Origin of the sequence: Aeromonas sp. s3 (genome assembly GCF_040907805.1) — a bacterium.
GTDB lineage: Bacteria > Pseudomonadota > Gammaproteobacteria > Enterobacterales > Aeromonadaceae > Aeromonas > Aeromonas dhakensis.
The window spans coordinates 52,186-76,206 of record NZ_JBFOCQ010000017.1; the positions used below are offsets into that span (position 1 = coordinate 52,186).

The 24,021-nt window shown below is 63.3% G+C and carries 21 protein-coding genes and 1 tRNA gene; 6 read left to right on the forward strand and 16 right to left on the reverse strand.

Annotated elements, in window-relative coordinates:
- Window positions 1–73: 73 nt before the first annotated feature.
- The gene (gene ycfP, locus AB5Y98_RS09025; protein ID WP_005302119.1) at window positions 74–613 is read right to left on the reverse strand and encodes an alpha/beta hydrolase YcfP; all 540 of its coding nucleotides are present in this window, start codon (window positions 611–613) and stop codon (window positions 74–76) included.
- Window positions 614–1,082: 469 nt separating this feature from the next.
- Between ycfP and AB5Y98_RS09030 the strand changes: the two genes are divergently transcribed.
- Window positions 1,083–2,498 (forward strand): nucleobase:cation symporter-2 family protein, encoded by a 1,416-nt coding sequence (locus AB5Y98_RS09030; RefSeq protein ID WP_025201534.1) that lies wholly within the window; start codon window positions 1,083–1,085, stop codon window positions 2,496–2,498.
- A gap of 52 nt (window positions 2,499–2,550) precedes the next feature.
- On the opposite strand, the gene AB5Y98_RS09035 is transcribed toward AB5Y98_RS09030, so the two are convergent.
- The 4 genes from AB5Y98_RS09035 to AB5Y98_RS09050 all read right to left on the reverse strand — a co-directional run bounded on the left by AB5Y98_RS09035 (window position 2,551) and on the right by AB5Y98_RS09050 (window position 7,471).
- Complete coding sequence (locus AB5Y98_RS09035; protein WP_017778850.1) at window positions 2,551–4,359, reverse strand: M3 family oligoendopeptidase; 1,809 nt, start codon at window positions 4,357–4,359, stop codon at window positions 2,551–2,553.
- Window positions 4,360–4,451: 92 nt separating this feature from the next.
- Window positions 4,452–6,230 carry a M3 family oligoendopeptidase gene (locus AB5Y98_RS09040; RefSeq protein WP_368231776.1) on the reverse strand — a complete coding sequence of 593 codons (1,779 nt, stop codon included), beginning with the start codon at window positions 6,228–6,230 and terminating at the stop codon, window positions 4,452–4,454.
- A 181-nt stretch (window positions 6,231–6,411) separates the two neighbouring features.
- Entirely contained in the window at window positions 6,412–7,329 is a 918-nt protein-coding gene (locus AB5Y98_RS09045; RefSeq protein WP_206220273.1) for a DUF808 domain-containing protein, read from the reverse strand.
- Between the two features lies 1 nt (window position 7,330).
- Window positions 7,331–7,471 carry a hypothetical protein gene (locus tag AB5Y98_RS09050; protein ID WP_167385347.1) on the reverse strand — a complete coding sequence of 47 codons (141 nt, stop codon included), beginning with the start codon at window positions 7,469–7,471 and terminating at the stop codon, window positions 7,331–7,333.
- Window positions 7,472–7,675: 204 nt separating this feature from the next.
- Here AB5Y98_RS09050 and AB5Y98_RS09055 point away from each other — a divergent pair, with 204 nt between their 5' ends.
- Window positions 7,676–8,278 carry a DUF924 family protein gene (locus AB5Y98_RS09055; protein ID WP_368231777.1) on the forward strand — a complete coding sequence of 201 codons (603 nt, stop codon included), beginning with the start codon at window positions 7,676–7,678 and terminating at the stop codon, window positions 8,276–8,278.
- Between the two features lie 49 nt (window positions 8,279–8,327).
- Here the strand turns inward: AB5Y98_RS09055 and AB5Y98_RS09060 are convergent, their stop codons facing one another.
- The 10 genes from AB5Y98_RS09060 to hinT form a co-directional block, all read right to left on the reverse strand.
- Window positions 8,328–9,947, reverse strand: a complete 1,620-nt coding sequence (locus AB5Y98_RS09060) for a methyl-accepting chemotaxis protein (RefSeq protein WP_368231778.1) — start codon at window positions 9,945–9,947, stop codon at window positions 8,328–8,330.
- Window positions 9,948–10,254: 307 nt separating this feature from the next.
- Window positions 10,255–11,169, reverse strand: a complete 915-nt coding sequence (gene secF, locus AB5Y98_RS09065) for a protein translocase subunit SecF (protein ID WP_279461587.1) — start codon at window positions 11,167–11,169, stop codon at window positions 10,255–10,257.
- Window positions 11,170–11,281: 112 nt separating this feature from the next.
- Complete coding sequence (gene secD, locus AB5Y98_RS09070; RefSeq protein WP_368231779.1) at window positions 11,282–13,084, reverse strand: protein translocase subunit SecD; 1,803 nt, start codon at window positions 13,082–13,084, stop codon at window positions 11,282–11,284.
- Between the two features lie 151 nt (window positions 13,085–13,235).
- A complete protein-coding gene (locus AB5Y98_RS09075) occupies window positions 13,236–13,742 on the reverse strand; it encodes a hypothetical protein (RefSeq protein WP_139430534.1) in 507 nt (168 codons plus the stop codon).
- A 67-nt stretch (window positions 13,743–13,809) separates the two neighbouring features.
- Window positions 13,810–14,667 (reverse strand): DUF6279 family lipoprotein, encoded by an 858-nt coding sequence (locus tag AB5Y98_RS09080; protein ID WP_368231780.1) that lies wholly within the window; start codon window positions 14,665–14,667, stop codon window positions 13,810–13,812.
- Between the two features lie 62 nt (window positions 14,668–14,729).
- Entirely contained in the window at window positions 14,730–15,584 is an 855-nt protein-coding gene (locus AB5Y98_RS09085; protein WP_368231781.1) for a phosphotransferase, read from the reverse strand.
- Window positions 15,574–16,170: a penicillin-binding protein activator LpoB gene (gene lpoB / locus AB5Y98_RS09090; protein ID WP_005302153.1), complete on the reverse strand. Its 597-nt coding sequence runs from the start codon at window positions 16,168–16,170 to the stop codon at window positions 15,574–15,576. The genes AB5Y98_RS09085 and lpoB overlap by 11 nt, the downstream gene beginning before the upstream one ends.
- The gene (locus AB5Y98_RS09095; protein WP_010633660.1) at window positions 16,170–16,568 is read right to left on the reverse strand and encodes a YcfL family protein; all 399 of its coding nucleotides are present in this window, start codon (window positions 16,566–16,568) and stop codon (window positions 16,170–16,172) included. Before AB5Y98_RS09095 ends, lpoB begins: the two co-directional genes overlap by 1 nt.
- A gap of 65 nt (window positions 16,569–16,633) precedes the next feature.
- Window positions 16,634–18,079, reverse strand: a complete 1,446-nt coding sequence (locus AB5Y98_RS09100; RefSeq protein WP_368231782.1) for a COG3014 family protein — start codon at window positions 18,077–18,079, stop codon at window positions 16,634–16,636.
- Window positions 18,079–18,429, reverse strand: a complete 351-nt coding sequence (hinT, locus tag AB5Y98_RS09105) for a purine nucleoside phosphoramidase (RefSeq protein ID WP_010633658.1) — start codon at window positions 18,427–18,429, stop codon at window positions 18,079–18,081. Before hinT ends, AB5Y98_RS09100 begins: the two co-directional genes overlap by 1 nt.
- Before the next feature lie 262 nt (window positions 18,430–18,691).
- On the opposite strand from hinT, the gene AB5Y98_RS09110 reads away from it, so the two are divergent.
- Complete coding sequence (locus AB5Y98_RS09110) at window positions 18,692–20,692, forward strand: methyl-accepting chemotaxis protein (RefSeq protein ID WP_240035968.1); 2,001 nt, start codon at window positions 18,692–18,694, stop codon at window positions 20,690–20,692.
- A 74-nt stretch (window positions 20,693–20,766) separates the two neighbouring features.
- Here the strand turns inward: AB5Y98_RS09110 and AB5Y98_RS09115 are convergent, their stop codons facing one another.
- Window positions 20,767–21,651: a 6-carboxytetrahydropterin synthase gene (locus AB5Y98_RS09115; protein WP_029302773.1), complete on the reverse strand. Its 885-nt coding sequence runs from the start codon at window positions 21,649–21,651 to the stop codon at window positions 20,767–20,769.
- Window positions 21,652–21,730: 79 nt separating this feature from the next.
- Between AB5Y98_RS09115 and AB5Y98_RS09120 the strand changes: the two genes are divergently transcribed.
- The 3 genes from AB5Y98_RS09120 (at window position 21,731) to AB5Y98_RS09130 (ending at window position 24,002) form a co-directional block, all read left to right on the forward strand.
- Window positions 21,731–23,074, forward strand: a complete 1,344-nt coding sequence (locus AB5Y98_RS09120; RefSeq protein ID WP_017764225.1) for a dihydroorotase — start codon at window positions 21,731–21,733, stop codon at window positions 23,072–23,074.
- 234 nt (window positions 23,075–23,308) lie between these two features.
- Window positions 23,309–23,385, forward strand: a tRNA-Pro gene (locus AB5Y98_RS09125).
- Between the two features lie 140 nt (window positions 23,386–23,525).
- Window positions 23,526–24,002, forward strand: a complete 477-nt coding sequence (locus AB5Y98_RS09130; protein ID WP_368231822.1) for a hypothetical protein — start codon at window positions 23,526–23,528, stop codon at window positions 24,000–24,002.
- Window positions 24,003–24,021: the final 19 nt, after the last annotated feature.

The following is a 24,021-nucleotide window of genomic DNA, read 5'->3' on the forward strand; positions in this document are numbered from 1 at the left end:
ATTACCTCGGTTCCATTAAAGCGAAGGGAGCCATCGGCTCCCTTGATAGTTGAATCCATGACGTGACGATCAATCAGGCTTCTTTGAAAGCCTTCATCTGCTGCAGGTGATGAGAGATGTTCTTGAACTTGTGCGTCTCTCGTTCATCCCACACGATGTTGTAATAATTCTTCAATTCACGCTCAGTTTCGCCATTATCGCGCACTTCATCCTGAACGGAAAGGATGCAGAGGCAATTTCCTGAATTTTTACTACGAAACTCAGACACACATTTGGTGCCGATATCTTCGTACTCTTCCGGCCGGTCGATCTTGCCCTGCATGTTGATCTCGGGGTGCAGGTTGGGGTTGAAGATCACCTGCTTGATGCCGCACAGAAAGCCGATGCGCTCGCTCCAGTAGCCACCCAGTCCCACCCCGCAGATGAGGGGCTTGGGATCGGTACTCATGTCGAGCTGCTTCTTCACTTCCTTGAGCAGGTGGCTCATGTCATGACGGGGGTGAACCGTGCTGTAGTGCACGAAACGTACATCATCATCGATAAACTGCAACTGCAGCACTTTCTCGTGATTGCCGGGGCTGGTGGCATCGAAGCCATGCAGATAGATGATCATGGATAAGACCTCAGGATCTGTGTCGGTTTTATCGAAACTACCCCAGCGGCAGGGCCCTGCGCCACCAAAACATCCAACTTTCTTGCTTTGGATCACGCCCTCTGTTGCTGATGAAACCAGAGCGGCGGGGCCGGCACAGCGCCGACTATCAATCTGAGAGCCAGACCGACCGAAATGATAACCGGGCTACCAATCTGACAGCCCTCCCCTGCCGGCAGGAAAACGATTGGCAGCCATCAGCGTGTGCAAGCGTGATCCCGCCTGCAAAAATACCCACAGACAGGGCCAACAGACCCACATTCATGCCAACCGAGCACGGATCCTGCACTCCTCCTGCGATGCAGCGCGAAGGCGACCTTCGTCTGCGTGGCCGGATCCAGGGCGACCCGGACCACATCCATGAACGGGACAGCCAGCCTGCCCCATCTTGCCCGGCCCTTGCCGCCGGGTCGCAAAGAGTGATCTGTTCATGCACCAGACCCAGCCCCCCGGGGCGGCCAAGGGCCGCGCCATCGACGAAGTGGAGCGCCTGCTTCCCCCCGGCCAGCTCTTTACCCTCGGCCTGCAGCATGTGCTGGTGATGTATGCCGGCGCCGTGGCGGTGCCGCTGGTCATCGGCGGCAGCCTCGGGCTACCCAAGGACCAAATATCGTATCTCATCAGTTCGGATCTCTTCTGCTGCGGCATCGTCACCCTGCTGCAGTGCCTCGGCATCGGCCGCTTCGCCGGGATCCGCCTGCCGGTCATCATGTCGGTCACCTTCGCCGCCGTCATGCCCATGCTGGCCATCGGCGCCAACCCGGCGTTGGGGCTCACCGGCATCTTCGGCGCCACCATCGCCGCCGGCATCCTCTCCACCCTGCTGGTGCCGCTCATCGGCCGCTTGATGCCGCTCTTCCCCACCGTGGTGACCGGGGTGGTCATCACCTCCATCGGCATCAGCATCATGCAGGTGGGCATCGACTGGATGGCGGGGGGCAAGGGCAACCCCGAGTACGGCAGCCTGCGCTACATCGGCACCAGCTTTCTGGTGCTGGCCTTCATCCTGCTGGTGACCCGCTTCACCAAGGGCTTTTTCAGCAACATCTCGGTGCTGCTCGGCATCCTGTTCGGCTTCGGGGTGGCCATCGCCATGGGGGAAGTGAGCCTGGACGGCCTGAGTGAAGCGGCCTGGTTCGCTCCCATAGTGCCGTTCGCCTTCGGCTGGCCCACCTTCGATCCCATCTCCATCGCCACCCTCACCGTCATCATGCTGATCACCTTCATCGAGTCGATGGGGATGTTTCTGGCGCTCGGCGACATCGTCGGCCACCCGGCCAGCCGGGGCGACATAGTGCGTGGCCTGCGGGTGGATGGCATCGGCACCATCATAGGCGGCATCTTCAACAGCTTCCCTCACACCTCCTTCTCCCAGAACATCGGGCTGGTGAGCGTGACCGGGGTGTCGAGCCGCTGGGTCTGCGTCATGTCGGGGGGGATCCTGCTCGCCTTCGGCCTGGTGCCCAAGATGTCGGTGCTGGTCGCCTCCATTCCCCCCTTCGTGCTCGGCGGCGCCGGCATAGTCATGTTCGGCATGGTGCTGGCCACCGGCATCCGCATCCTGGCCAGGGCCGACTACAACAGCAATCGCCACAACCTCTACATCGTCGCCATCAGCTTAGGGATAGGCATGATCCCCACCGTCTCCGGCGCCTTCTTCCAACACTTCCCCGCTGCCCTGCAGCCGTTGTTTCATAGCGGCATCCTCTTGGCCACCCTCAGCTCGGTGCTGCTCAACCTCTTTTTCAACGGCTACCAGCCGGACCTGCGCCACCAGCCGAGGCCCCTGCTGGTAGGGCCGGTGCGCCCGCCCGCTCAGCCGCAACCAGGCAAACCCGCCCCATAAAAAAACCGCCGGACAGCATGGCTGCCCGGCGGTTTCATTCAGCAAGCCAGTGTTAACCGCGGGTCTGGGCGAAGCGCTCCACCGCCGCTTCCACCAGCGCCAGGCTCCCCTGCCAGAAGGCGGGCTCGCGAATGTCCTCCCCCAGGTGCTTGGCCACCAGCTCTTCTGCGCTCATGCGGCCGGTATCGCGCAGCAGGTCGCGGTAGGCCTGGGCCACATTCTGTTCTCCCGCCTTCTGGCGATGCATCAGCTGCTGATAGACGCCGAGGCTGAACAGATAGCCGAACAGGTAGGGGTAGTTGTAAAAGCCAAACCCGGCGATGGAGAAGTGCGCCTTGGCCGCCCAGAACAGGGGGTGATAGCGGCACAGACTCTGCTCGTACCAGCGGCCCCAGGCCTCGTCGGTCAGCGCCTTGAGCCGGGCCGGCGAGACATAGCCAGACGCCCGCTCCGCCACCAGGGCGCGCTCGAAATCGAAGCGGGCCGGGATGTTGACCAGGAAGGTGGCGGCGCCATCGGCTTCGGCCCAGGCGATGGCCTGCTGCTCTTCCGAGCTTTGCGCCTGCTCGAACAGGGCGCTGCGCACCAAGGTTTCGGCGAAGATGGAGGCGGTCTCCGCCAGCGTCATGGGGTAACGACGCTGGCTCATGGGCAGATCGCGAATGAGCCAGTTGTGCCAGGCGTGGCCCAGCTCGTGGGCGAGCGTGATGACGTTGTCCATGGTGCCGGCATAGGTGATGAAGACCCGCGGCTCCACCGGCTCGGCAAACTTGGTGCAGTAGGCACCGGTGCGCCGGTTGGGGGTGGGCGCAGCATCGATCCACCCCTTTTCGGCCATCATTCGGGCAAATTCCCCCATCTCTGGATCAAAACAAGAGAACGCATCGGCGATGATCTCGATCGCCTCCTCGAACGGGATCTCGCGGCTCACCGCGGCCGGCGGCGGGGCAAACAAATCCTCCGGCCCCAGCTCCTCGATGCCGAGGCGCTCGGCCATCAGCCCCAGCGCCCGCTGACCCAGCCCGCGTGCGCGCCAGGTCTCCTGCATCAGGGTATCCAGGGTCGCCCGCTCGATGTGGCTCTGGTGACAGGAGAGGTCGAGCGCATCGAGCTGGCGGCTGCGGCCGCGCTGGCGCGAAAGCTCAAGCCGCCAGCCATTGAGGGCGTTCAAGATGGCGGCCACCGTCTCCTGCTCCCCCTCCCAGCCGGCACTGATGGCATCGAACGCTTCCCGGCGCAGGGCCCGCAGCGGGCTGGAGAGCAGGTTGCTCGCCTCGGCCAGCCCCATCTCGCGGCCATCGATCAGCAGCCGGATCTTGCCCACCAGATCGTTGTAGAGATTGCCCCAGGCGTGCAAGCCGTCGGTGCCAAGGCCGATCACCAGCTGCTCCGCCTCCACCGGCAGGCGCTGATCCTGCAAGAGGCGCTCGTGGCGCAGCCGGTACGCCTCCTCCCCCAGCAGGGAGTCAGCCATCAGCTGTTCAAATTCGGGTTCCGGCAGGGCCAGCATCAGATCCTCGACCGGCGCCAGGGTCTTGAACAGATCGGCATTGAGGGCGCGGGCACGGGAGGCCAGCTGCTTGGCCAGCTCGTCGCGGGCATCCTGACTGCCACGGCAGGCCGCCAGCACGGCCAGGTTCCAGCCAATGTTGTGAATGTCCCGAGTCCGCAGCCGCACCTCGCGCAGGAAATCCTGCAGCGCCTGCGCATTGGCCCGGGCGGCGCCAAGCCCCTCGATAAACTGGCCGAGCTCGTCCAGACTGGCGCGCGCCAGGGCGAGATCCGCGCTCACCTGCGGGCAGTCGAGGGCGGGATAGATATGCTGGTTTTGCCACTGTTGTGGGTAGATTCGTTGCTGCATCAAACGCTCGTCATCAGGTTGCGGGGCCGGGCCCCGTTGAATGCGCGTGGCGAGCCACAGGCCCGCCACCAGGATAAAAACGGCCGGGCTACCTACACCAGCCGCTCGAGGCGGGCGACCGCCTCTTCCACATAATCGAGGCTCTCCTGCCAGAAGGCGGGCTCACGAATGTCGACCCCCAGGTGCTTCTCCACCAGCTCTTCTGCACTCATACGGCCGGTGTCGCGCAGCAGCTCCCGATAGGCGTGGACGAACTCGCGCCCCGCCCGCGCCTGCTGGGCATAGAGCCCCAGGCTGAACAGGTAGCCAAACAGATAGGGGTAGTTGTAGAACCCGAGCTCGGCGATGGAGAAGTGGCCCTTGCTGGCCCAGAACAGCTCGTCATATTGACTCAGGGTGTCACCATACCACTGCTGCTGCGCCGATTTCATCATCTGCCGCAGCTGGCCGGCCCCCACGTAGCCCTCCTCCCGCGCCGCCACCAGGGTCCGCTCGAAGGTAAAGCGGGCCGGCACGTCGAGCAGCAGGCTGGCGGCCCGCTCCCCGTCCAGCCAGGCGATGGCCCGGCGCTGCTCCATGTTGTCGGTGGCCGCCAGCAGGGCATCGCGCACCAGCGCCTCGGCAAACAGGGAAGCTGTCTCCGCCAGCGTCTTGGGGTAGTCACGCTGCTCCAACGGCAACTCCCGCATCAGCCAGCTGTGCCAGGCGTGCCCCAACTCATGAGCGAGCGTGATGACGTTGTCCAGGGTCCCCTCGAAGGTGAGAAACACCCGCGGCTCGGGCGGCTCGGCATACTCGGTGCTGTAGGCGCCGCTGCGCCTCTGTTCGCTCGGGGCGGCGTCAATCCAGCCATTGGCCGCCATCATGCGGGCAAACGCCCCCATCTCGGGATCAAACCCGGCGAAGGCATCGGCCACCAGGGTCAGCGCCTGCTCGAAGCTGATGGGGCTGCTCGCCCCGACAGGCGCCGGGGCATAGAGATCCCAGGGGGCGAAGTCGTTGATCTGCTGGGCGCAGGCCATGGCACGCAGGGCGCGCCGCCCCAGCTCCTTGTACTCGCCGGCCGCCGTCATCAGGGTCGCCAGGGTGGCCCGCTCCAGGTGCCCCTGATGGCAGGAGAGATCGAGCGCATCCCACCTGCGTTCCTTGCCGCGCTGGCGAGCCAGCTCGTTGCGCCAGCCGTTGATGGCGTTGAGGATGGCGGCCACCGTCTCCTGCTCCGCCTCCCAGGCCGCCTGGATGGCGTGCCAGGCCGCGGCGCGCCGAGACCGCTGCGGGTGAGCCAGCAGGTTGTCCGCCTGGGCCAGCCCCATGGGCTGCCCCTCCACCACCGGCCTGAGCCTTCCGACCAGGCTACCGTAGAGATCCCCCCACCCCTGCAGGCCATCCACGCTCAGCCCCGCGATCAACTGCTCGCTCTCGAGCGACAACCACTGATCCCGCTGGCGCCGGTCGTGGCGAATGGCGTAGGCGAGCTCGAACAGCTCGGGATCCTGCAACAGGGAACGCACCTGCTCCTCGGGGGCACGCACCCAGAACAGGGCCACCGGTTTGCAGAGCTGGGCCAGGCTTGCCTGCAACTGCTGGCCGCGGGAGAGCAGCAGCCGGGCCGCCTCGTCGCGCCCGTCCCGGCTGAGCCGGTTGTAGCCGTAGGTCTGCCAGTTCCACTCCAGCAGGCGTACCTCGCGCCAGCAGGCCCGGATGGCCCGCAGCAGATGGCGCAAGGCATTGATGTCGTTGGTCTTGGGCAGTTCATCCAGCAGGGGTTGCAGGCGCTTCATGGCCTCACGGGCACGCTGGAAGTCGGCGTCGATCGCCAGGCAGTCGGGGGCGGCATAGATGTGATCATCCTGCCAAACGGGTGGTTTCATGACGTTCCTTGTCTGTTTGCATCCATGTGGGTTGACCCCGCCTCTGTGAGCGGGTGTCAACCGGATAGTACGAAAGGAGGCAGGCCCTTGCCTAGCCCCCATCCGAGGCAACAGACGAGACAGTATCTGACGGGATGACCCGCTATCGCGGAAATGCCTACCGACAGTCAGGCCACTCGCACTATTTGGCGGGCTTGAGCTTGCTCACCAGGGTCATGGCCAGCACCAGCACCAGCCCGGCCACCACGCCGGCCACGGCGTTGAGCAGGGTCGGCGTCACCAGTGCGAGGGCGGCGCCGACCGCAGGCAGGGTGGCCACGGCAGCGGCAGCCCCTTCAATCAGGTGGTGCACGAAAGGCCAACCATGCACCAGGATGCCGCCCCCCACCATGAACATGGCGATGGTGCCGACCAGCGCCAGCAGGTGCATCAGCCGTGGCGCCGTCACCAGCAGCCCCTGCCCCACCGCCCGGCGCAGGGCGCCACCATCGGGCTTTTGCAGCAGGTGCAGGCCGATGTCGTCGAGCTTGACGATGAGCCCCACCAGGCCGTAAACCCCCACCGTCATCAATACGGCAATGCCCGCCACCACCGACAGTTGCAGTGCCAGGCTGGCTCCCTGCACGGTGCCGAGGGCGATGACGATGATCTCGGCCGAGAGGATGAAATCGGTGCGAATGGCCCCCTTCACCTTCTGCTGCTCGAAGGCAACCAAATCATCGGGAATGGGTGCGGTATTCGCCTCCCCCTCGCTCGCCTCATGGGGCAGAAACTTGTGGGCCAGCTTCTCGGCCCCCTCGAAACAGAGGTAGGCGCCCCCCAGCATCAGGAGCGGGGTGATGAGCCAGGGCACCAGGGCGCTGATGGCGATGGCAGCAGGCACCAGAATAAGCTTGTTGCGAAACGACCCCTTGGCCACCGCCCACACCACCGGCAGCTCCCGCTCGGCGCGCACCCCGGAGACCTGCTCGGCGTTGAGGGCCAGATCGTCCCCCAACACCCCGGCGGTCTTCTTCGCCGCCACCTTGGTCATCAGCGCCACGTCATCGAGTACGCTCGCAATATCGTCAATCAGGGCCAACAAACTGGTTCCGGCCATATCAGAGAATCCTTATGTCAGTAGAAGAGAGCTTCCCGCGGCACACCACGCCCTTGTTGCCCACGACCTTGGTCATCAGCGCCACGTCATCGAGTACGCTGGCAATATCGTCGAGCAGAGCCAACAAACTGGTTCCGGCCATATCAGAAAATCCTCATCAGGGTAGTCAGGGTCCCACGGTTCACCGGCGGCAACTGCCGATGTCGAGAGCGATGCCGGCCGAAGGGGGATCCCTATTGCGGGAAAAGATGGCACAGTGTAACCAGAAGCCGCCCGTTCGGCAGCAACCACATCAGGGTCATTTGGCCTTGATTCATCCGGTGCCCGCAGGCCCAAGGAGTGTTCCATGCAACCCTGGCAACCGCTGCTCACATTCTGGTTTGGCGAAGAGAGTGACGACGTCACCCGCGCCAAACGCCAAGCCCCCCTCTGGTGGGGCAAAAACAGCGCCACCGACGCCCTGCTCGCCAGCCGCTTCGGTGACCTGGCCGCGGCAGCCGCCGCCGGCGAGCTCGCCCACTGGGCCGAGGCGGCCGAGGGCCGGCTGGCCCTGATCCTGCTGCTGGACCAGCTGCCGCGCAACATCCATCGCGGCACTCCCGCCGCCTTTGCCCAGGATGCCAAGGCGCGGGATCTCTGCCTAAAGGGGCTCTCGCTGGGAGCGGATCTGGCGCTGCCACCGCTGGGGCGGGTCTTTTTCTACCTGCCGCTGGAGCACGCCGAATCCCGCGAGCAGCAGGCCAGAAGCGTGACCCTGTTCGAGGGGCTGGCGGCCGAGCAGGCAGCCGGCCCGGCGCGGGAGACCTTCGCCGGCTTTGCCGACTTTGCCCGCCGCCATCAGGTGATCGTCGAGCGTTTTGGCCGCTTCCCCCATCGCAACACCATTATGGGCCGCGCGAGCACAGAGGAAGAGGCCGCCTTCCTGCTGCAACCGGGTTCAGGTTTCTGACCCATAAAAAAATCCCCGCCATGTGGCGGGGAGCTGACACTCGCGGTGATCACCGGATGCGATAACGAGAGATCTGCTGGTGAATATTCTCGGTGGTCACATTCAATTCTTCCGCCGCAGCCGATGTCTCTTCCGCCGTGCTGCTGGTCTGCTGGACCACCTGGGCAATCTGCTCCACCTGATGGGCAATGGACTCCGCCGCCGAGCTCTGTTCGCGAATCGCAACGGTGATCTCCCCGACCTGATCCATGACGCGATGGGAAGCATGACGGATCTGGGTAATGATCTCCCCGCTTTCAGTGGCCATGGCCACCCCCTGCGCCACTTTCTCCTCCACCTGTACCATCTTGGTCACCGTGAGCTGGGAGCCCTGTTGAATCGCCTCCACCGTTTCCGAGATCTCCCTGGTCGATTGGGCCGTCCGCTCCGCCAGTTTACGCACCTCGTCAGCCACCACGGCAAAACCTCGACCCTGTTCACCGGCTCGCGCGGCTTCAATGGCCGCATTCAACGCCAGCAAGTTGGTCTGCCCCGCCACATCGCTGATCACGTTCACCACGCCACCGATCCGGGAAATGCCATCACCCAATGCCGACACTTCGCTGGAAGCCTGACGAATGGCCTCTGCGATCTCGTTGATGGCTTTCACCGTTCTGTCTATCGTGCTCCCCCCATCGCTGGCGAGCTTGCCGGATTCATTGGTGATGCGGCTGGCCTCCTGGGTTCGCTGGGAAATATCCGTGATGCTCACCGTCATCTCCTCCACCCCGGCGGCAATGAGACTGGTGGCGTCGTTGGCCTGACTCGCCGACGAGGCAAGGTGATGGGCCGCCTGGGAGAGCGACTCGGCAGTGCTCTTTATCTGCAGGCTGCCCACTGAAAACTCGGTAAAGGTTTGCTGCAAGGTGTCCAGCAGACGGTTGACGGCCGAAAGGGTCAGGCCAATCTCATCTTGCTGGGCCACCTTGGCCCGCAAGGTAAAGTTCAAATTGTGCTGAATATCGGAGAGCGTCGCCATCGCCAGCCGCAGTGGATTGGCGACCTGTCTGAACAACCAGATAAACAGCACCAGGGTCAATATTCCGGTACCGCCAGAAATAAACAGCATGGTCTGGAGGCTATTGTCGTAGTTCTTTTCACCCTGCAGTTTGACTGCAGCCCCCAAATCCATGTTGAATTTCACATGTTTATCTATGGCCTTGGAAAACTGCTCGAACAGTGGCATGACATTGCTGGCGATAAAGTCTCTGGCCTCGGTGTTTTTATTATCGCGAGACAATATCAGGACCTTTTCTATCTCCTGATAATATTGCTCAATGATGCGCTGATCATCCGTCGTCAGTTGCCGATCCTCTTCATTGGAGAGCATATCGGCTTGGTATTTTTGCAACAGAGAGCGGATTTCAGTACGAAGGTCTGCGATGCCCGTCTCAATCTGATTCATCTTGCTGTTGTCGGTATTGAGCACATGGGTCTGGATCAAGGCGTGCAATGCGTAAAAATCGGCTTGTACCTGTTTGATGAGGGAGATGCTGGGCACCGTATTGTCGGTGACATAGCCGAGATCAGTGTCGGCAGCAGAGAGTCGGTTGATGCTGAACCAGCTGAGAAAGGTCAGGGCCAGCATAACCAGCAGGGCAATGAGTTGAAGCCGGCGAGCAATGTTCATAAAGGCATACTCCGTTAATAAACTCCATTGCAGTGTAGACGATGGGCAATCTCCGGATGGCCCGTAAAATGTGCGCCTCCTTGCACATCTGTCACTGCTGCCAGCCCTCGCGCTTCACCCGCTGCCGATGGTCAGATCCAGGCCCGAAAATAACCTCGCTGGCTGAATGTGAATGCGAAAAAGACCCGGTTACGACTGCGCCGGCCAGCCAATAAAAAAGAAGGAAGACATGTCGTCTTCCTTCTCGTTATTTATCTTCGCTCGGGATGACCCAGCAGGCCCACAGTTTGGTGGCCGTCGATAAAGGTCACGCCGCCTCCGCCAGCTCCTCTTCTTTTTTCTGGTAAGCCTGCGGCGTGAGCCCCAGCAACTCCTGCACGGTGGAGGCCACCGTAATGGAGGAGATGGTGCCCACCAGAATGCCGGCGAACAGGGTGAAGGAGAAACCGTAGAGGGCGTCGCCACCGAACAGCAGCAGGGCCCCCACCGTGAACAGGGTGGTGCCCGAGGTGATCATGGTGCGGCTGAAGGTAGCCTTGATGGCCACGTCGGAGCAGTCATGGATCCCCATCTGGGTGCGCGAGCTGAGCAGGTCCCGCAAGCGGTCGGAGATGACGATGCTGTCGTTGAGGGAGTAGCCGATCACCGCCATCAGGCCGGCGATGACGTTGAGATCGAACTCGATGTTGAACAGCGCCAGCAGCCCCAGCGCCACCAGACCGTCGTGCAGCACCGACACCAGGATGCCGATGGCTTGGCGCCACTCGAAGCGCACCGCCAGGTAGGCGGAGATGGCCAAGGAGGCCACCAGCACCGCCAGCATCCCCTGCTGGAACAGCTCGGCGCCCACCTGGGGGCCGACGATGGTGGTGCGCAGCAGCTCCACCGGCAGGTTGAGCTGCTGACCCAGCATCACCGCCAGCTCCTCGGCCGGCCAGGGCAGCTCGTGGGGCGGCAGCTTGATCAGCCACTCGCCGGGCACGCCGGCGCCGTGCAGCTCGACCACGCCCGCCAGGGGGGCCGTCAACAGTGCGTTGAGCTCATGGGCCTCCTTCAGGGTCTGGATGCGAAACTCCAGCAGGATGCCGCCGGTGAAGTCGAGGCCGAGGGAGAGGCCGTTGATGGCGAGCACCGCGATGCTCACCACGGTCAGCAGCACGGAGGCCCACAGGCCGATGTAACGCCAGCGGGTCAGCCCCATGGCAATGATCATTCTCAGCATTCTTCTTCCCTCGACAGCAGATGGCTCGGGCTTCCCGCAGGGAAGCGCGTGACGCGGGCGCGGAGCAGGCTCGAACGCGCGGCGCGATGACACAGGTGGTGGTCAGTCATGGTCACACCCTCAGCAGCTTGGCGCTGCTCTTGCCCCACAGGGGGTTGATGATGGCGCGCGTGCCCCAGATGCCGGTCACCATGCTGGAGATGAGGCCCAGGATCAGGGTGATGGAGAAGCCCTGCAGCGGCCCGGAGCCGATGGCATAGAGCACCACGGCGCAGATCAGGGTGGTGATGTTGGCATCGAAGATGGTGCGAAACGCCGAGCGGTAACCGAAGTCGATGGCGTTGGCCAGCGAGCCCCCTTCCCGCAGCCGATCCTTGATCCGCTCAAAAATGAGCACATGGGTATCCACCGCCATGCCGACGGTGAGCACCAGGCCGGCGATCCCCGGCAGGGTCAGCACGGCCCCCGGCAGCACTGCCAGCATACCCACCTGCATCAAGAGGTTGGCAATGAGCGCCGTGATGGCGACCCAACCGAACTTGCGATACCAGGCCATCATGAACAACATCATGCCCGCCATGCCGAACGCCAGCGCGGTGAAGCCCGCCTCTATGTTCTGCAGACCCAGGGTCGGGCCTATGCTGCGCTCTTCCAGGATCTTGAGGGGCGCGGTGAGGGCGCCGGCCCGCAGCAGCATGGCCAGCTCCTGGGCTTCCGGTACGCTGCCAATCCCGGTGATGCGGAACTGGTTGCCAAGGGCGGTCTGGATGGTGGCGACGTTGATCACCTCGCTCTGGGCCCGCAGCTTGCCCTGGGCGTTGGTCTTGTACTCGGTGAAGACGGTGGCCATCGGCTTGCCCACGTGCTGGCGGCTGAACTGGTTCATCTTGCTGCCGCCCAGGCTGTCGAGCACGATGTTGACCTGGGGTTGCCCCATCTCACCCATGTTGGCGCGAGCATCGACGATGTGCTCACCGGTCAGCACCGGCTTGCGAGCCAACCCAATCGCCTGGCCGCTGCGATCCGCCATGAAGAAGCGGCTGTCGGCCTGGGCCTCGTAGAAGGCCAGCGAGGCGGTAGCCCCGATCACCTCTTTCGCCTGCTTGGGATTGTGCACCCCCGGCAGCTCGATGCGGATGCCGTCCTGCCCCTGGCGCTGCACCGAGGCCTCGACGATGCCAAGCTCGTTGATCCGCTTTTTCAGGATCGACAGGTTCTGGGTCACCGCGTTGTTGGCCAGCAGGGTGCGCTCGGCCTCGCTCATCACCAATCGCAGCTCGTTGCCGCTGCGCTTGAGGGTCCACTGATCCTGGCGGGTGCCGGCGGAATCCTTGATGATGGTAAGCCAGGGCGCCTGATCGGCCACCTCAGGCAGGGTCACCCTCACCTCCCCTTCGCTCACCCTGGCTACGTTGGCGCCGCGCAGGCGCGCCTCGCGAAACTGGGTGCGCAGCATGTCCACCAGGTTCTTGGTCTGGTTGTCGATAACGAAGCTCAGATCGACCCCGATCAGCAGCTGGGAGCCACCGCGCAGATCCAGCCCGAGCTTGATGGGGGCAGCGCCGAGCTGGCTGATCCAGCCCGGGGCGTTGGAGTAGAACTCCAGAGTCAGCGCCGAGCTGTCATGGCCCTGCTGCTCCAGCAGCTGCTTGGCGCGCTGCTGTTCGGCCTGGCTGGCAAACACCAGCTCGACCCGCTCGCCCTGTTGCACCTGCTTGAGTGGCTCGATGCGGTTGTCGGCCAGCAGGGTACGCTGCGCCTCGGTCAGGCTGGTCTGGCCGTGCAGACCAAGGGAAGGCTGCTCACCGAAGAAGGTGGGCAGGGAGTAAAACGCAAAGGTGAGCAGCATGAGCAGCAGCAGGGCGTACTGCCACATGTTCATGCGGTTCAAGGTGATACGACTCTTTTTTCTCATGAAATCAGCCTCTGTCAGGAGAAGGCGGCGCACTCGCCACGCCCGGGCGGCGGCACGCAAAAAAACAGGAATGAGACAGTGGCCCGCTCACGCGCGGTGAGCAGGCATCAGGAGGCGATGAGGTGGTATGAAGGACCGGACCCCATCGGGATCAGGCGAGGTAGCTCTGACAGAAACGGTATTGCAGGTGCTGGCGTTGCAACCGGTGCCGATGGATGGTGGCAAACCGATCGCGGAAACTGTGCTTGCGATAGAAGAGGGCGGCATAGAACAACAGGCCGCACAGCAGCAGCAGGATCGCCTGTTGGGACCAGCTGGTGACAAGCTCGTACACCACGCTGCCGGGCTGGTTATCGCTGCGCAGGGAGTGCTCGAGCCGCAGCAGATGATTCTGGTGGGAGCTGACGAACTTGACGATGCCGTCGTCGCTGTCGCTGGCACTGTGGATCACCTGGCCTGCGTCGGACGCCGCCGCGGCGTCATCCATCAACTGACCATGCTGGGCGTGATGCTGGGATACGGGCAGGGAAAAACCCTCCACCGAGAGGGTGGAGAACAACAGAGCGAGGGTGATGAGCAGGGTCATCAGCGCCAGTTTCACTTTGTCGGTCAGGTTCAAAAAGTTAATTCCCGCATAATAGAAAGGGCAAACTACCACAGGGGGCCCGTTGGAACAAGGATGAAGGGGGTCACCAACCCCCTTCCCCACAGGCTGGCCGCAACCATTACCCCTCAGACATCTGCCTGAAATCGCGGGCATATCCCTTGAGCAGGCTGTAGAGATGGGCCCGCTGGGAGATGTCCAGCGACTGGCTGAGATCGCTCAGCCAGTTGACGGTGCGCTGGCGCGACTGATCGGTGTAGCCGGTGAAGCGACCATCCATCAGGCCGTCCCCCTGTTGCAGCAGAGCGGTGAGCTGGGCGCCGAAGTCCTGGCTCTGGCGCTGCTTCATCAGCCGATCCAGCTCCTTGGTCCAGGCGGTCTGAAACTCAAGCCAGGGGGCCTGCAGTTCGTACTGCCACTGGGCCCACTGGGCCACCAGCGGGGCCTGGGCCGGCTTCACCTCGCCAATCCAGAACACCAGCCGCTCGTTCATCTTGTCGCGAAATTCCTTGAGCATCTCCTCCCTGGGCTTGTCGGCAAACTCTTTTTCCCGCTCGGCCTGACGGGTCAGCCTGTCCTTCATGAACATGGCCACCTGCGCCTCGGTCAGGGTACGCGCCAACCGCACCGCCCGCGGCACCGTGTCCTCCAGGGTGCGGGTCAGGCTCTGCTGGGCCGCATCCAGATGGCGGGAGACCTGGGCCGGGGTCATGGGGCTCGCCACCGCCTTGGCCAGCGCATCGAGATCCTTGGCGTAGCGCGGTACCTCATACTGGCGGTGCCAGGCCATCAACCCCTTCACTTCGTTGTCCAGCAGCCGCTTCTGGCTGTGATCCAGCGAGAAGTAGTCGTCCAGCTGCCAGACGATGGCCACGTCGAGCCAGTAATAGACGACCCGGGTGGAGCAGCCGGCCAGCAGCAGACAGAGCAGCAGCAGACTCCAGCTACTGGGCTTGCGCCAGGAAAAGGTGGTCACCATGCAGGGCTCCAATGTTGATGAAACAGGGTTGTCGATACGGATGATTCACAATGCCTGACCCTCTACTCCAGCCGCTGCCGGTTGAGATCGATCAGCGCCTGGTAGTCAGGCCCCGGCTGCTGCTCGGCCATCAGCAGCGCCCACAGCAGCCCTATATAGTCGACCCAGGGCAAAAAGGCCCGGCTCTGAAAGCCGCGCGGGCCGACCGGCTGCCCTGCCCGCTCGCAGTAGGCCTGCTCCAGTGCCTCGCGCTGGGCCTCCTGCCAGTTGTGGGTGCGCTGGATGCTGGCCACCTCGAAACCGGGATGCCCGGCGGCGCCATACTCCCAGTCGATGACCCAGGGCCGGCTCCCCAACAAATTAGCCGGATTGAGATCATGATGGCAAGGGAGCCAGCAATCGGCGGGCTCGCGGCTGGCCAGCAGCCCCCGCTCCAGCGCCGGCAACCAGGTCGGCACTCGGGCCAGCCGGCCACGATAACCGGCGCTGTGGGCCCGCACCGCCATCACCACGGTCGGCACCGGCAACCGGTGCAGTCGCGTCAGCACCCCGGCCAGCAGCGCTGGCTGCAACGCAGCCGGGGGCGGCGCCGCCAGCCAGTTCGGCTCGTCGCACCACTCCAGCAGCATCAGGCCAGTGGCGGGATCGCTGTGATGGCAGGGCAAGGCCAGTCCCTGCCCCACGGCCCCCTGATAGAGCTGCCATTCGGTGGCCCGATCGATGCCAAGACGCACCGGATCTGGGTGGCCCTGGCGCAAAAAGTGACTGCGCCCCGAGGGGAGGCGCAGTCGATAGTTGCAGTTGGTCAGACCGCTGGCCAATGGTTCCAGCCGACCCGAGCGCCAGGGTGGCGGCAGGCGGGCCAGCAGGGCGCGCTCGGCGGCCGCCAGAGAGACCTCGCTCGACTTACCAGCCAAAGGTGGACTTCTTGGCCTGCTTGCGGATCTCTTTCTGATCGGCCCACAGCAGTTCGCCGTTTTGCAGATCCATCAGGTTCATGGTCATCTGGTAGTAGACATCCTTCACCTTGCCGTTGTCCTTGACGATGCTGGCGAGGTTGCCATAGACCATGTAGCGAGCACCGGTCTGCTTGCCCAGGCGCACCATGGAGGCGGGATCCACCATGCCGCTGCTCTGCTGGTATTCAAGCTGCTGCTTGACCGCCGCCACCTTGCTCATGTCGACGAAGCGGAACTTGCCGGCCCGCAGCAGCTTGGTGCGGATGGTGTCGGTGATGGCCTCGGTGTCGATGTGCTCGGAGGTCTTGTTGCGGATGGAGTCCATGAACATCACCGGACGGCCGCCGGCGGTGATCTCGCTGGTGGCCGGCGACGCCAGCATGGAATCCGCCATCTTGTCGGCGATGGCCTGCAGATCGCTTGAACCGTAATCGACGGTCACCGTCTCGGTTTCGGTCGGATCGCCATAGCTGACGGTGGTGCTGGAGCAGCCGCCCAGCAGCAGGGCGCCGGTCAATATCAGCAGGGCATGATTCATTTTCATCAGTAGGATTCCTCAATCACTTCGCGTACGTAAATCCGGTAGCCCCGGGCGGCCGGGCTCGGCGCCAGGGCAGACAGGGTGCGGGTCTGATAGCCGTGCAGCTTGAGCGGCGTCCAGCCGCGGCCATCGCTGGCCACCTCCTGCCCCGCCTCATCATACCAATAGAACAGGTATTGCAGCTTGTTGTCACCGCGCTGGGTGCTGGCCGCCGCCACATTGACCTGCAGCAGGCCGTTCTGTTCGCGCCGGCTGAGCTCGGTCAGGGTGACATTGACGTTTTGATGCTGCTCCGCCACTGGCGCGGCACCCGCCGCCCCATAGAGCGCCACGCCGGAGGTATTGGTGGCACAGCCTGCCAGCAGCAGAACCAGGCCCAGAGCCAACCCGTGTGCTTTCATCTTGTTCTCCTCGCCGGCGGCCAAGGGCCGAACCGGTCACTCATGTGTATTGCCATCGTTCGCCGTCACAGCGGCATCACCCGGGTCGTCAGCCCGGCACCGAGGCGCTGCACCCACACCAGGGTGGTGCGTCCCTGGTGGATGGTGAGCGGCAATTGCCGCTGGGCTGCCCCGGCGCCTATACCGGTACTGAGGGTAAGGTTCACGTCGCCCACCGGCAGCATACCCTGCCAGCTCGATGCCTGCGCCGGCAGCGTCAGCCAGCTGCGGGTGTCGGCCCGCTCCGAGAGGGTATTGAAGATGCCGACCAGAATGTTGCCCACATCGCCCCCCTCCTTGGCCGCAGTGCGCCGCACCTGCTCCTTGGCCACCAGTCGCAGGGCCTGGCGGGTCAGCATGCCGGGCAGCCGCTCCTGCAGATCTTTGGCCGCCAGCGCCTCCAGCCTGACCAGCTCGCTGGTTTGCTCGACCCGCTTGCCCACCGATACCGTGAGCGGCCCGGTGTCGCTGGCCCGATTATCGTAATAGGGGATGGCGACGGTAAAGGTGCGAAAATCGCCGCCGGAGGTGGAGATAGGCAGCGGCAGGAACAGCTCGCGCCGTGCCGGGATCAGCCCATCTTCAAACAGCACCACCAGCTGGCCCTGACTCTTGGCCAGGGGCGGTGCCTTGCGGCCCACCTTTTTCTCGGTCTCACGGATCTCGTCCGCGGCACCACGAAGCACAGCCAGGCGCAGCAAGGCATCCTGCAGGCTCCGGTTGTCCGGTGCTATCTGGTAGCCACGCTGATAGTCGACCCAGGCATCGTTGAGATCGCCGGCCGCCTCATAGAGCACGCCGGAGAAATAGAAGGTGTAGGCGTTTTGAAAACCGTTCTTGACCCGCCCGATCAGCCGGTCGAGCTCGGGGGCGCCGCGCGACATCAGCTGGCGCATCTCCCCTTCAGTTGCGGTATCCGCCTCGGCCTCTTCGCTCTTTTGCTTTGCCTTGCGCACCTCGTCGGCCCGCCGTTTGAGGGCCTGCTCCTGCACCTGGTTGGCGCGGCGCACCTCCACCAGCGCGCCCTCGGCATCCCCGCGCTGCAAGTAGTTGAGAGCCAGATAGTGGTGCAGCATGGTGCGCTCGTAATCGGGCGCCCGGTAGGCCATGGTCTGGTCATTGGTAAGCAGGCTGCCCGCCTGGGCCAGCCCCTGGCTGACCCGGTACTCGGCCTGATTGTCTTCCCACGCCAGCCGGCTGTCGGCGGCGGCAAAGGCCTGCTTGCTGGCGGCATCCTGACTCGCCAGCCAGGCGATGCGCCCCTGCTCCAGCCGGTCCAGCACATAGGTATCGTCCCCCGGCGTGGAGTCACGCACCTCGGGCAACGCCTCGGCGGCATGGCCCAGCAGCAGCTGGTTGCGCAGCGGCACCATCTGATCGGAATAGGAGACGAACATGTCTTGCCAGTGGGAGGCACACCCCTCCAGCAGGGAACCGGCCAGCAGCAGGCCGGCCAGCGGCAGGCGCGGCATCACAGGCTGAGCAGGGGTCCCAGCGGCTGGCCGCCGACCAGATGCAGATGGATGTGGTAGACCTCCTGCCCGCCGTGGCGGTTGCAGTTCATGATGAGGCGATAGCCATCCTCCGCAATGCCCGCCTCGCTGGCCAGCTTGCGGGCCACGGTGAACATCCGGCCCAGCGCCAGCTCGTGATCCGGCTCCACGTCGTTGACGGTGGGGATCAGCACGTTGGGGATGATCAGGATATGGGTCTTGGCCTTGGGCTGGATGTCGCGAAAGGCGGTCACCAGGTCGTCTTGATAAAGGATGTCGGCGGGGATCTCTTTGCGGATGATTTTGCTGAAAATGGTTTCTTGCGCCATGGATAACTCCTTTATATGAAAAAGAAAATTCAATGCCTGTCTCAAGCGGTTCCAACGCCCGTCATCAAGGCCCGGCAAGTGTGACACAAGCCGACATTTGACACAGCCGTTGTCCCATTCTCTTCAGTTATTGTTAAAAATACCGATAGCCGGAAGACGTCTGCCGACGTTGCTCGCCCACAGTGGTAGCAGGGTATCAAATGGACGGGGTATTCAGGCAAGGGACTTTTGCATATACAGCGGGACAATAATGAAACAAACAATGTCAGACCTCTCCATCTTGCAGAGGGTCTATCTTGGCTTTGCCATCCTGGTGGCCGTGATGGCGGCCACCTCGGTACTCACCTTCCGCAGCCAGAGCGAGCTCAATCAGGCGCTGGATCAGGTCACCCGGCAGACCATGCCGCTGGTGATCGCCAGCAGCCAGACCCAGATCAGCCTGCTCAGCGCCAACAAGTGGCTCACCGACGTGCTGACCGAGCAGGATCTCAAGCAGATCCCGGCCGAAGTAGCCGAGCTGCAGCAGGCCAAGGCGCAGGTCGACCAGACCCTCGCCACCCTCGCCCAACAGGCGGCGGAGCACCCGGAGCTGCAGAGTGAGCTCGGCGCGCTCAACCAGCTGGTCAAGGACTACCTGCAGCTGACCGAGACCCTGCCCACCGAACACCAGGCCCTGCTCACCAGGCTCTACAAGGTGAACCAGGCCAAGGGCCAGTTCCAGGTCAGCCTGCCCCAGTTCAAGAAGAACCTCGGCGACATGATGATCACCATCGACGACAGCTTCATCAAGATGCTCTCCGAGACCCTGACCACCAAGCTCTCCGCCATTGAACTCTCCACCATGGATGCCCTCAACCAGAGCATCCCCGCCCCCATCGAGGCGGCGCTCAAGCGCAACAAGATGCAGATCGAGGGCTTCAACAGCACCATCAAGGATCTGCAGGGGGAGCTCAAGGAGTTCGACAACAACATGGGCCACTACGTGCACGGCTTCGTGCGCGACACCACCGCCAGCGACGGCGTGCTGGCCCAGTACCTGGCGCTGATGCAGCAGCAGGAGCGGATGCGCGAGCAGAGCAAGCAGGCCGGCAAGCTCATCGTCAACATCCAGAGCAAGCTCGAGCAGATCACCGCCCAGAGCCAGCAGCTGATGAACAACAGCATCCGCGCCTCCGGCAAGGTGCAGACCCAGAGCACCCTCACCCAGGGGGTGGCGCTGGTCATCGCCATCACCATCGCCATCCTGGTGGCCTACACCCTCGGCAAGGCCATTCGCCGTCCGCTCAAGGAGCTGCTGCGGGTGCTGACCGAGGTGACCCAGGGCGACATGACCCAGCGCATCGGTTTTCGCAGCAACAACGAATTTGGCCGGCTCGGCAGCCAGGTCAACCTGCTGATCGAGCAGATGGGCGAAGTGCTGAGCCAGCTCTCCCAGGCCTCCAACCAGCTCAACAACGCCGCCCATGACAACCGCCACACCACCGAATCGGTGCGGGCGGATCTGGAGAAACAGCGCCAGGAGACCGCCTCGGTCGCCGCCGCCATGACCCAGATGGAGGCCTCGGTGCGCGAGGTGGCCCAGGCCGCCAACCAGACCCTGGAGCGGGTGATGGACGTGGAGAAAGCCTCCGAGACCGGCCGCAAGGTGATGGCCGGCAACATCACCACCACCCACCAGCTGGCGGGCAAGCTGCAGCAGACCGGCAAGGTGATTGGCGACGTGAGCGCCATGAGCGGCCAGATCGGCAACATCCTCGACGTCATTCGCGGCATCGCCGAGCAGACCAACCTGCTGGCCCTCAATGCCGCCATTGAAGCGGCGCGGGCCGGCGAGCAGGGGCGTGGCTTTGCGGTAGTGGCCGACGAGGTGCGCAGCCTGGCCGGGCGCACCGCCCAGTCCACCAGCGAGATCCAGACCATGATCGAGAACCTGCAGCAGGGGGTCGCCAAGGCGGTCACCGTGATGCAGGAGTGCTCCCGCGAGATGGACAGCTGCATGGATCAGAGCTCCCACGCCAACAACGCCATGGAGGAGGTGCAGGGCATAGTGGTGCTCATCAGCGACATGTCGAGCCAGATTGCCTCCGCCGCCGAGCAGCAGCAGGCCACCAGTGCCGACATCGCCACCAACCTCAACCGCATCTCCGACATCTCGGATCTCAACTACCAGGGGATCGAGCGGGTGGCCGAAACCAGCCAGCAGCTCGACTCGCTGGCCGAGCAGCAGGAGAGCCTGGTCAAGCGCTTCCGGCTCAGCGCCTGACGCCCACGCCAACCCCAGCAACGACAAGGCCCCGCAGATGCGGGGCCTTGTTTTTTACTGGCAAGCGGGCGGGATCAGGCGTAGGCGATGGCGCCCTTGCCCACTCCTTCATAGGCCACGATCTTGATGAACTTGTCGCCCACGCTCTTCTTCACCTCGCGGGCGATGTAGTGGGCCAGCAGCTCGATGGTGGTGTCGGTGTCGATCATCTCCACCTCCGCCGCCGGCATGGCCAGCTGGAACAGCCCTTGCGGCGCCACATACTTGAAGCCGACGTAGTGTTCGCCAGCCTCTTGCAGGATGGCCTTGGCCTGCTCGCTCAACGCGAGATCGCCGAGGGCCACCCGATCCTCGTCGGTCCCCAGGTAGATGTCGGCCCAGCGCTCGGCCCAGTTGAGCTCAAGCTCCTGGTCACGCTCGCCGTCCACGTGGATCTCGATGGGAGAGCGGTGGCCGTGGGCGATGCGCTGGCAGTTGCCGTCGTGCTTCTTGAGGCCGTGGCTGTAGTGATAGAAGGCGCCGTCGATGGCCTCCTGGCGCAGGGTCAGCGACAAGTCCTTGATGTTGCCAGGCAGCCGCTTGGCCAGCACCGCCAGCAGATAGCGGGTGACGGACTCCTTGTCCACCTGGGGCGCCGGAATGAAGGCAAAGCCCTGGCTCGGGCAGCGCAGGTGGATGGAACGACCGGGCCGCAGCAGATCGACGGTGCTCTCGTCACCGTCCAGCTGGGCCACCTGCACCAAGGGGCACTCGGTCGGCACCAGCAGCTTGTGATCCACCTCGTCGTCGATGATCGACTTGATCAGTTTCTTGACCCGGCCGAAGTCCAGCAACATGCTCATCTCGTTGAGCTCGCCGCTCATTTCGATGTCCACCAGCCAGCTCTCCCCCACCATACCGCGGCGTTCGCACAGGTAGCTGGAGTCGATCACGGTCAAATCTTTTACAAATAACTTCATCAGTCAGGCCTTGCTACAGAGAAAGGGCGGTTTGCGCTATTATGACCCGCGATTATCGGCAAAGGAACTGGAACCCCCCATGAACAAATTGCTTATCAAGAATGCCACCCTGGTCAACGAAGGCCGCATCTATGCCTCCGACGTGCTGATCGAGGGGGAACGGATCGCCCGCATCGCCCCGGATATCCAGGCGCCCGATGCAGTGGTGATCGATGCCGCGGGCCGTCACCTCATCCCCGGAATGATCGATGATCAGGTCCATTTCCGGGAGCCCGGGCTGACCCACAAGGGGACCATCGCCAGTGAATCCCGGGCCGCCGTGGCCGGTGGCACCACCAGCTTCATGGAAATGCCCAACGTCAATCCCCAGACCACCACCCTCGATGCCCTCGAAGCCAAATACCAGATAGCCGCCAACTCCTCCGCCGCCAACTACAGCTTCTACCTCGGCGCCACCAACGACAACCTGGAAGAGATCAAGAAGCTCGATCCGAAACAGTCCTGCGGCATCAAGATCTTCATGGGTGCCTCTACCGGCAACATGCTGGTGGACAACCAGGAGACCCTGGCCGCCATCTTCCGCGAGAGCCCGGTGATGATCGTCACCCACTGCGAGGACACCCCCACCATCAAGGTGCTGGAAGACGAAGCCCGTGCCAAGTGGGGCGAAGATGTGCCGATGCGCGAGCACGGCCGCATCCGCAGCGCCGACGCCTGCTACAAATCCTCCAGCCTGGCGGTCTCCCTGGCTAAGCAGTACGGCGCCAAGCTGCACGTGCTGCACCTGACCACGGCGAAAGAGCTGTCGCTCTTCACCGCCACCCCGGATCTGAAGGATCTCAAGGACAAGAACATCACCGCCGAGGTGTGCGTTCACCATCTGTTCTTCAACGAGGCGGACTACGACACCCTGGGCAGCCAGATCAAGTGCAACCCGGCGGTGAAGAGCGCCGCCGACCAGCACGCCCTGCTGGATGCGGTGCGCAATGACGTGCTCGACATCATCGCCACCGACCACGCCCCCCACACCTGGGAAGAGAAGCAGAACAGCTACTTCAAAGCGCCGTCCGGCGTGCCGCTGGTGCAGCACTCCCTGCTGGCCCTGCTGGAGCTCTACCACAACGGGGTATTCTCGCTGGAGACCATCGTCAAGAAGACCTCCCACGCGGTAGCCGAGCGCTTCCAGGTGCAGGATCGCGGCTACATCCGCGAGGGTTACTTCGCCGACCTGGTGCTGCTGGATCTGGGCAAGCCCTACGTGGTCAACGACAGCAACCTGCTCTACCTGTGCGGCTGGTCGCCCTTCAACGGCTACCGTTTCCACAGCACGGTGGAGATGACCCTGGTCAACGGCCAGATCGCCTGGCAAAACGGTCAGGTCACCAACGAGGTGCTGGGCAAGCGGCTCACCTTCAACCGCTGATCCCTCCCAATCGGTGCCACCGTCACCATCGCATAACCACAGGCCGTCCACCCGGGCGGCCTGCTTGTTTTAAGCGGTTCTCAACCCCGCGATGGGCGGTTTTTGGGCAAGTGGCGGCACTTTGAGCGCCGATTGTTCGCAAAGCAGGCGAACGCACCGCCGCCGCGGTTTCCTTGTTGACAGGCCGGGTCCATCTCCATAAACTCAGCCCCCGTCAGCTCAGACTGACTTCGTCGGCGTGTAGCGCAGCCAGGTAGCGCACTGTCATGGGGTGTCAGGGGTCGGAGGTTCAAATCCTCTCACGCCGACCATCATTCCCCGAGAAAGGCCTTGTCAAACGACAAGGCCTTTTTTCTTTTGCCCGCGCGCCACCGCAGGAAGCGGCCCCCCGATTGTGCCCCCCATGGCTTTGTGCTGTAGTGAAGCCCTCTGCTGCCAACCGGTGATCGAGATGCCCTCTCCCCGTCCCTCCGTGCCCGTCCTGCTGCTGGCCTGCCTCTGCGCTGCCCTGCTGCTCGGCTGTGCCACCCCCTATCACAGCGAACCCTCGTTATGGAACGGCCAGACCGGCTTCTCCCAGACCCGGCTCGGGCCGGACAAGTGGCAGCTGGAGTTTGTCGGCAACGATCTGGTGAGCCGGGAAACCGCCCGCAAGTACGTGCTGAAACGGGCGGGCGAAATGGCACAAGCCGAAGGATATCAGTGGCTTGAGGTCAACGAGTTGACCCTGCAGCGGGATGCGGTCAGGGTGACCCCGAGCCGCCCCCTGTTCGGGTTCGATGATGACGAACCGGACCCCTTTCTGGATCAGCGCACCGTGGAGCATCGCATCTCGGCGCTGCTGGTCTTCACCCTCACCAAACGGGCAAGAAACGACCAAAGCCTGAAAGCTGATTATCTTGCCAACATCAAAATAAACAGCGATTAATATAGATAAATTGCAAGAT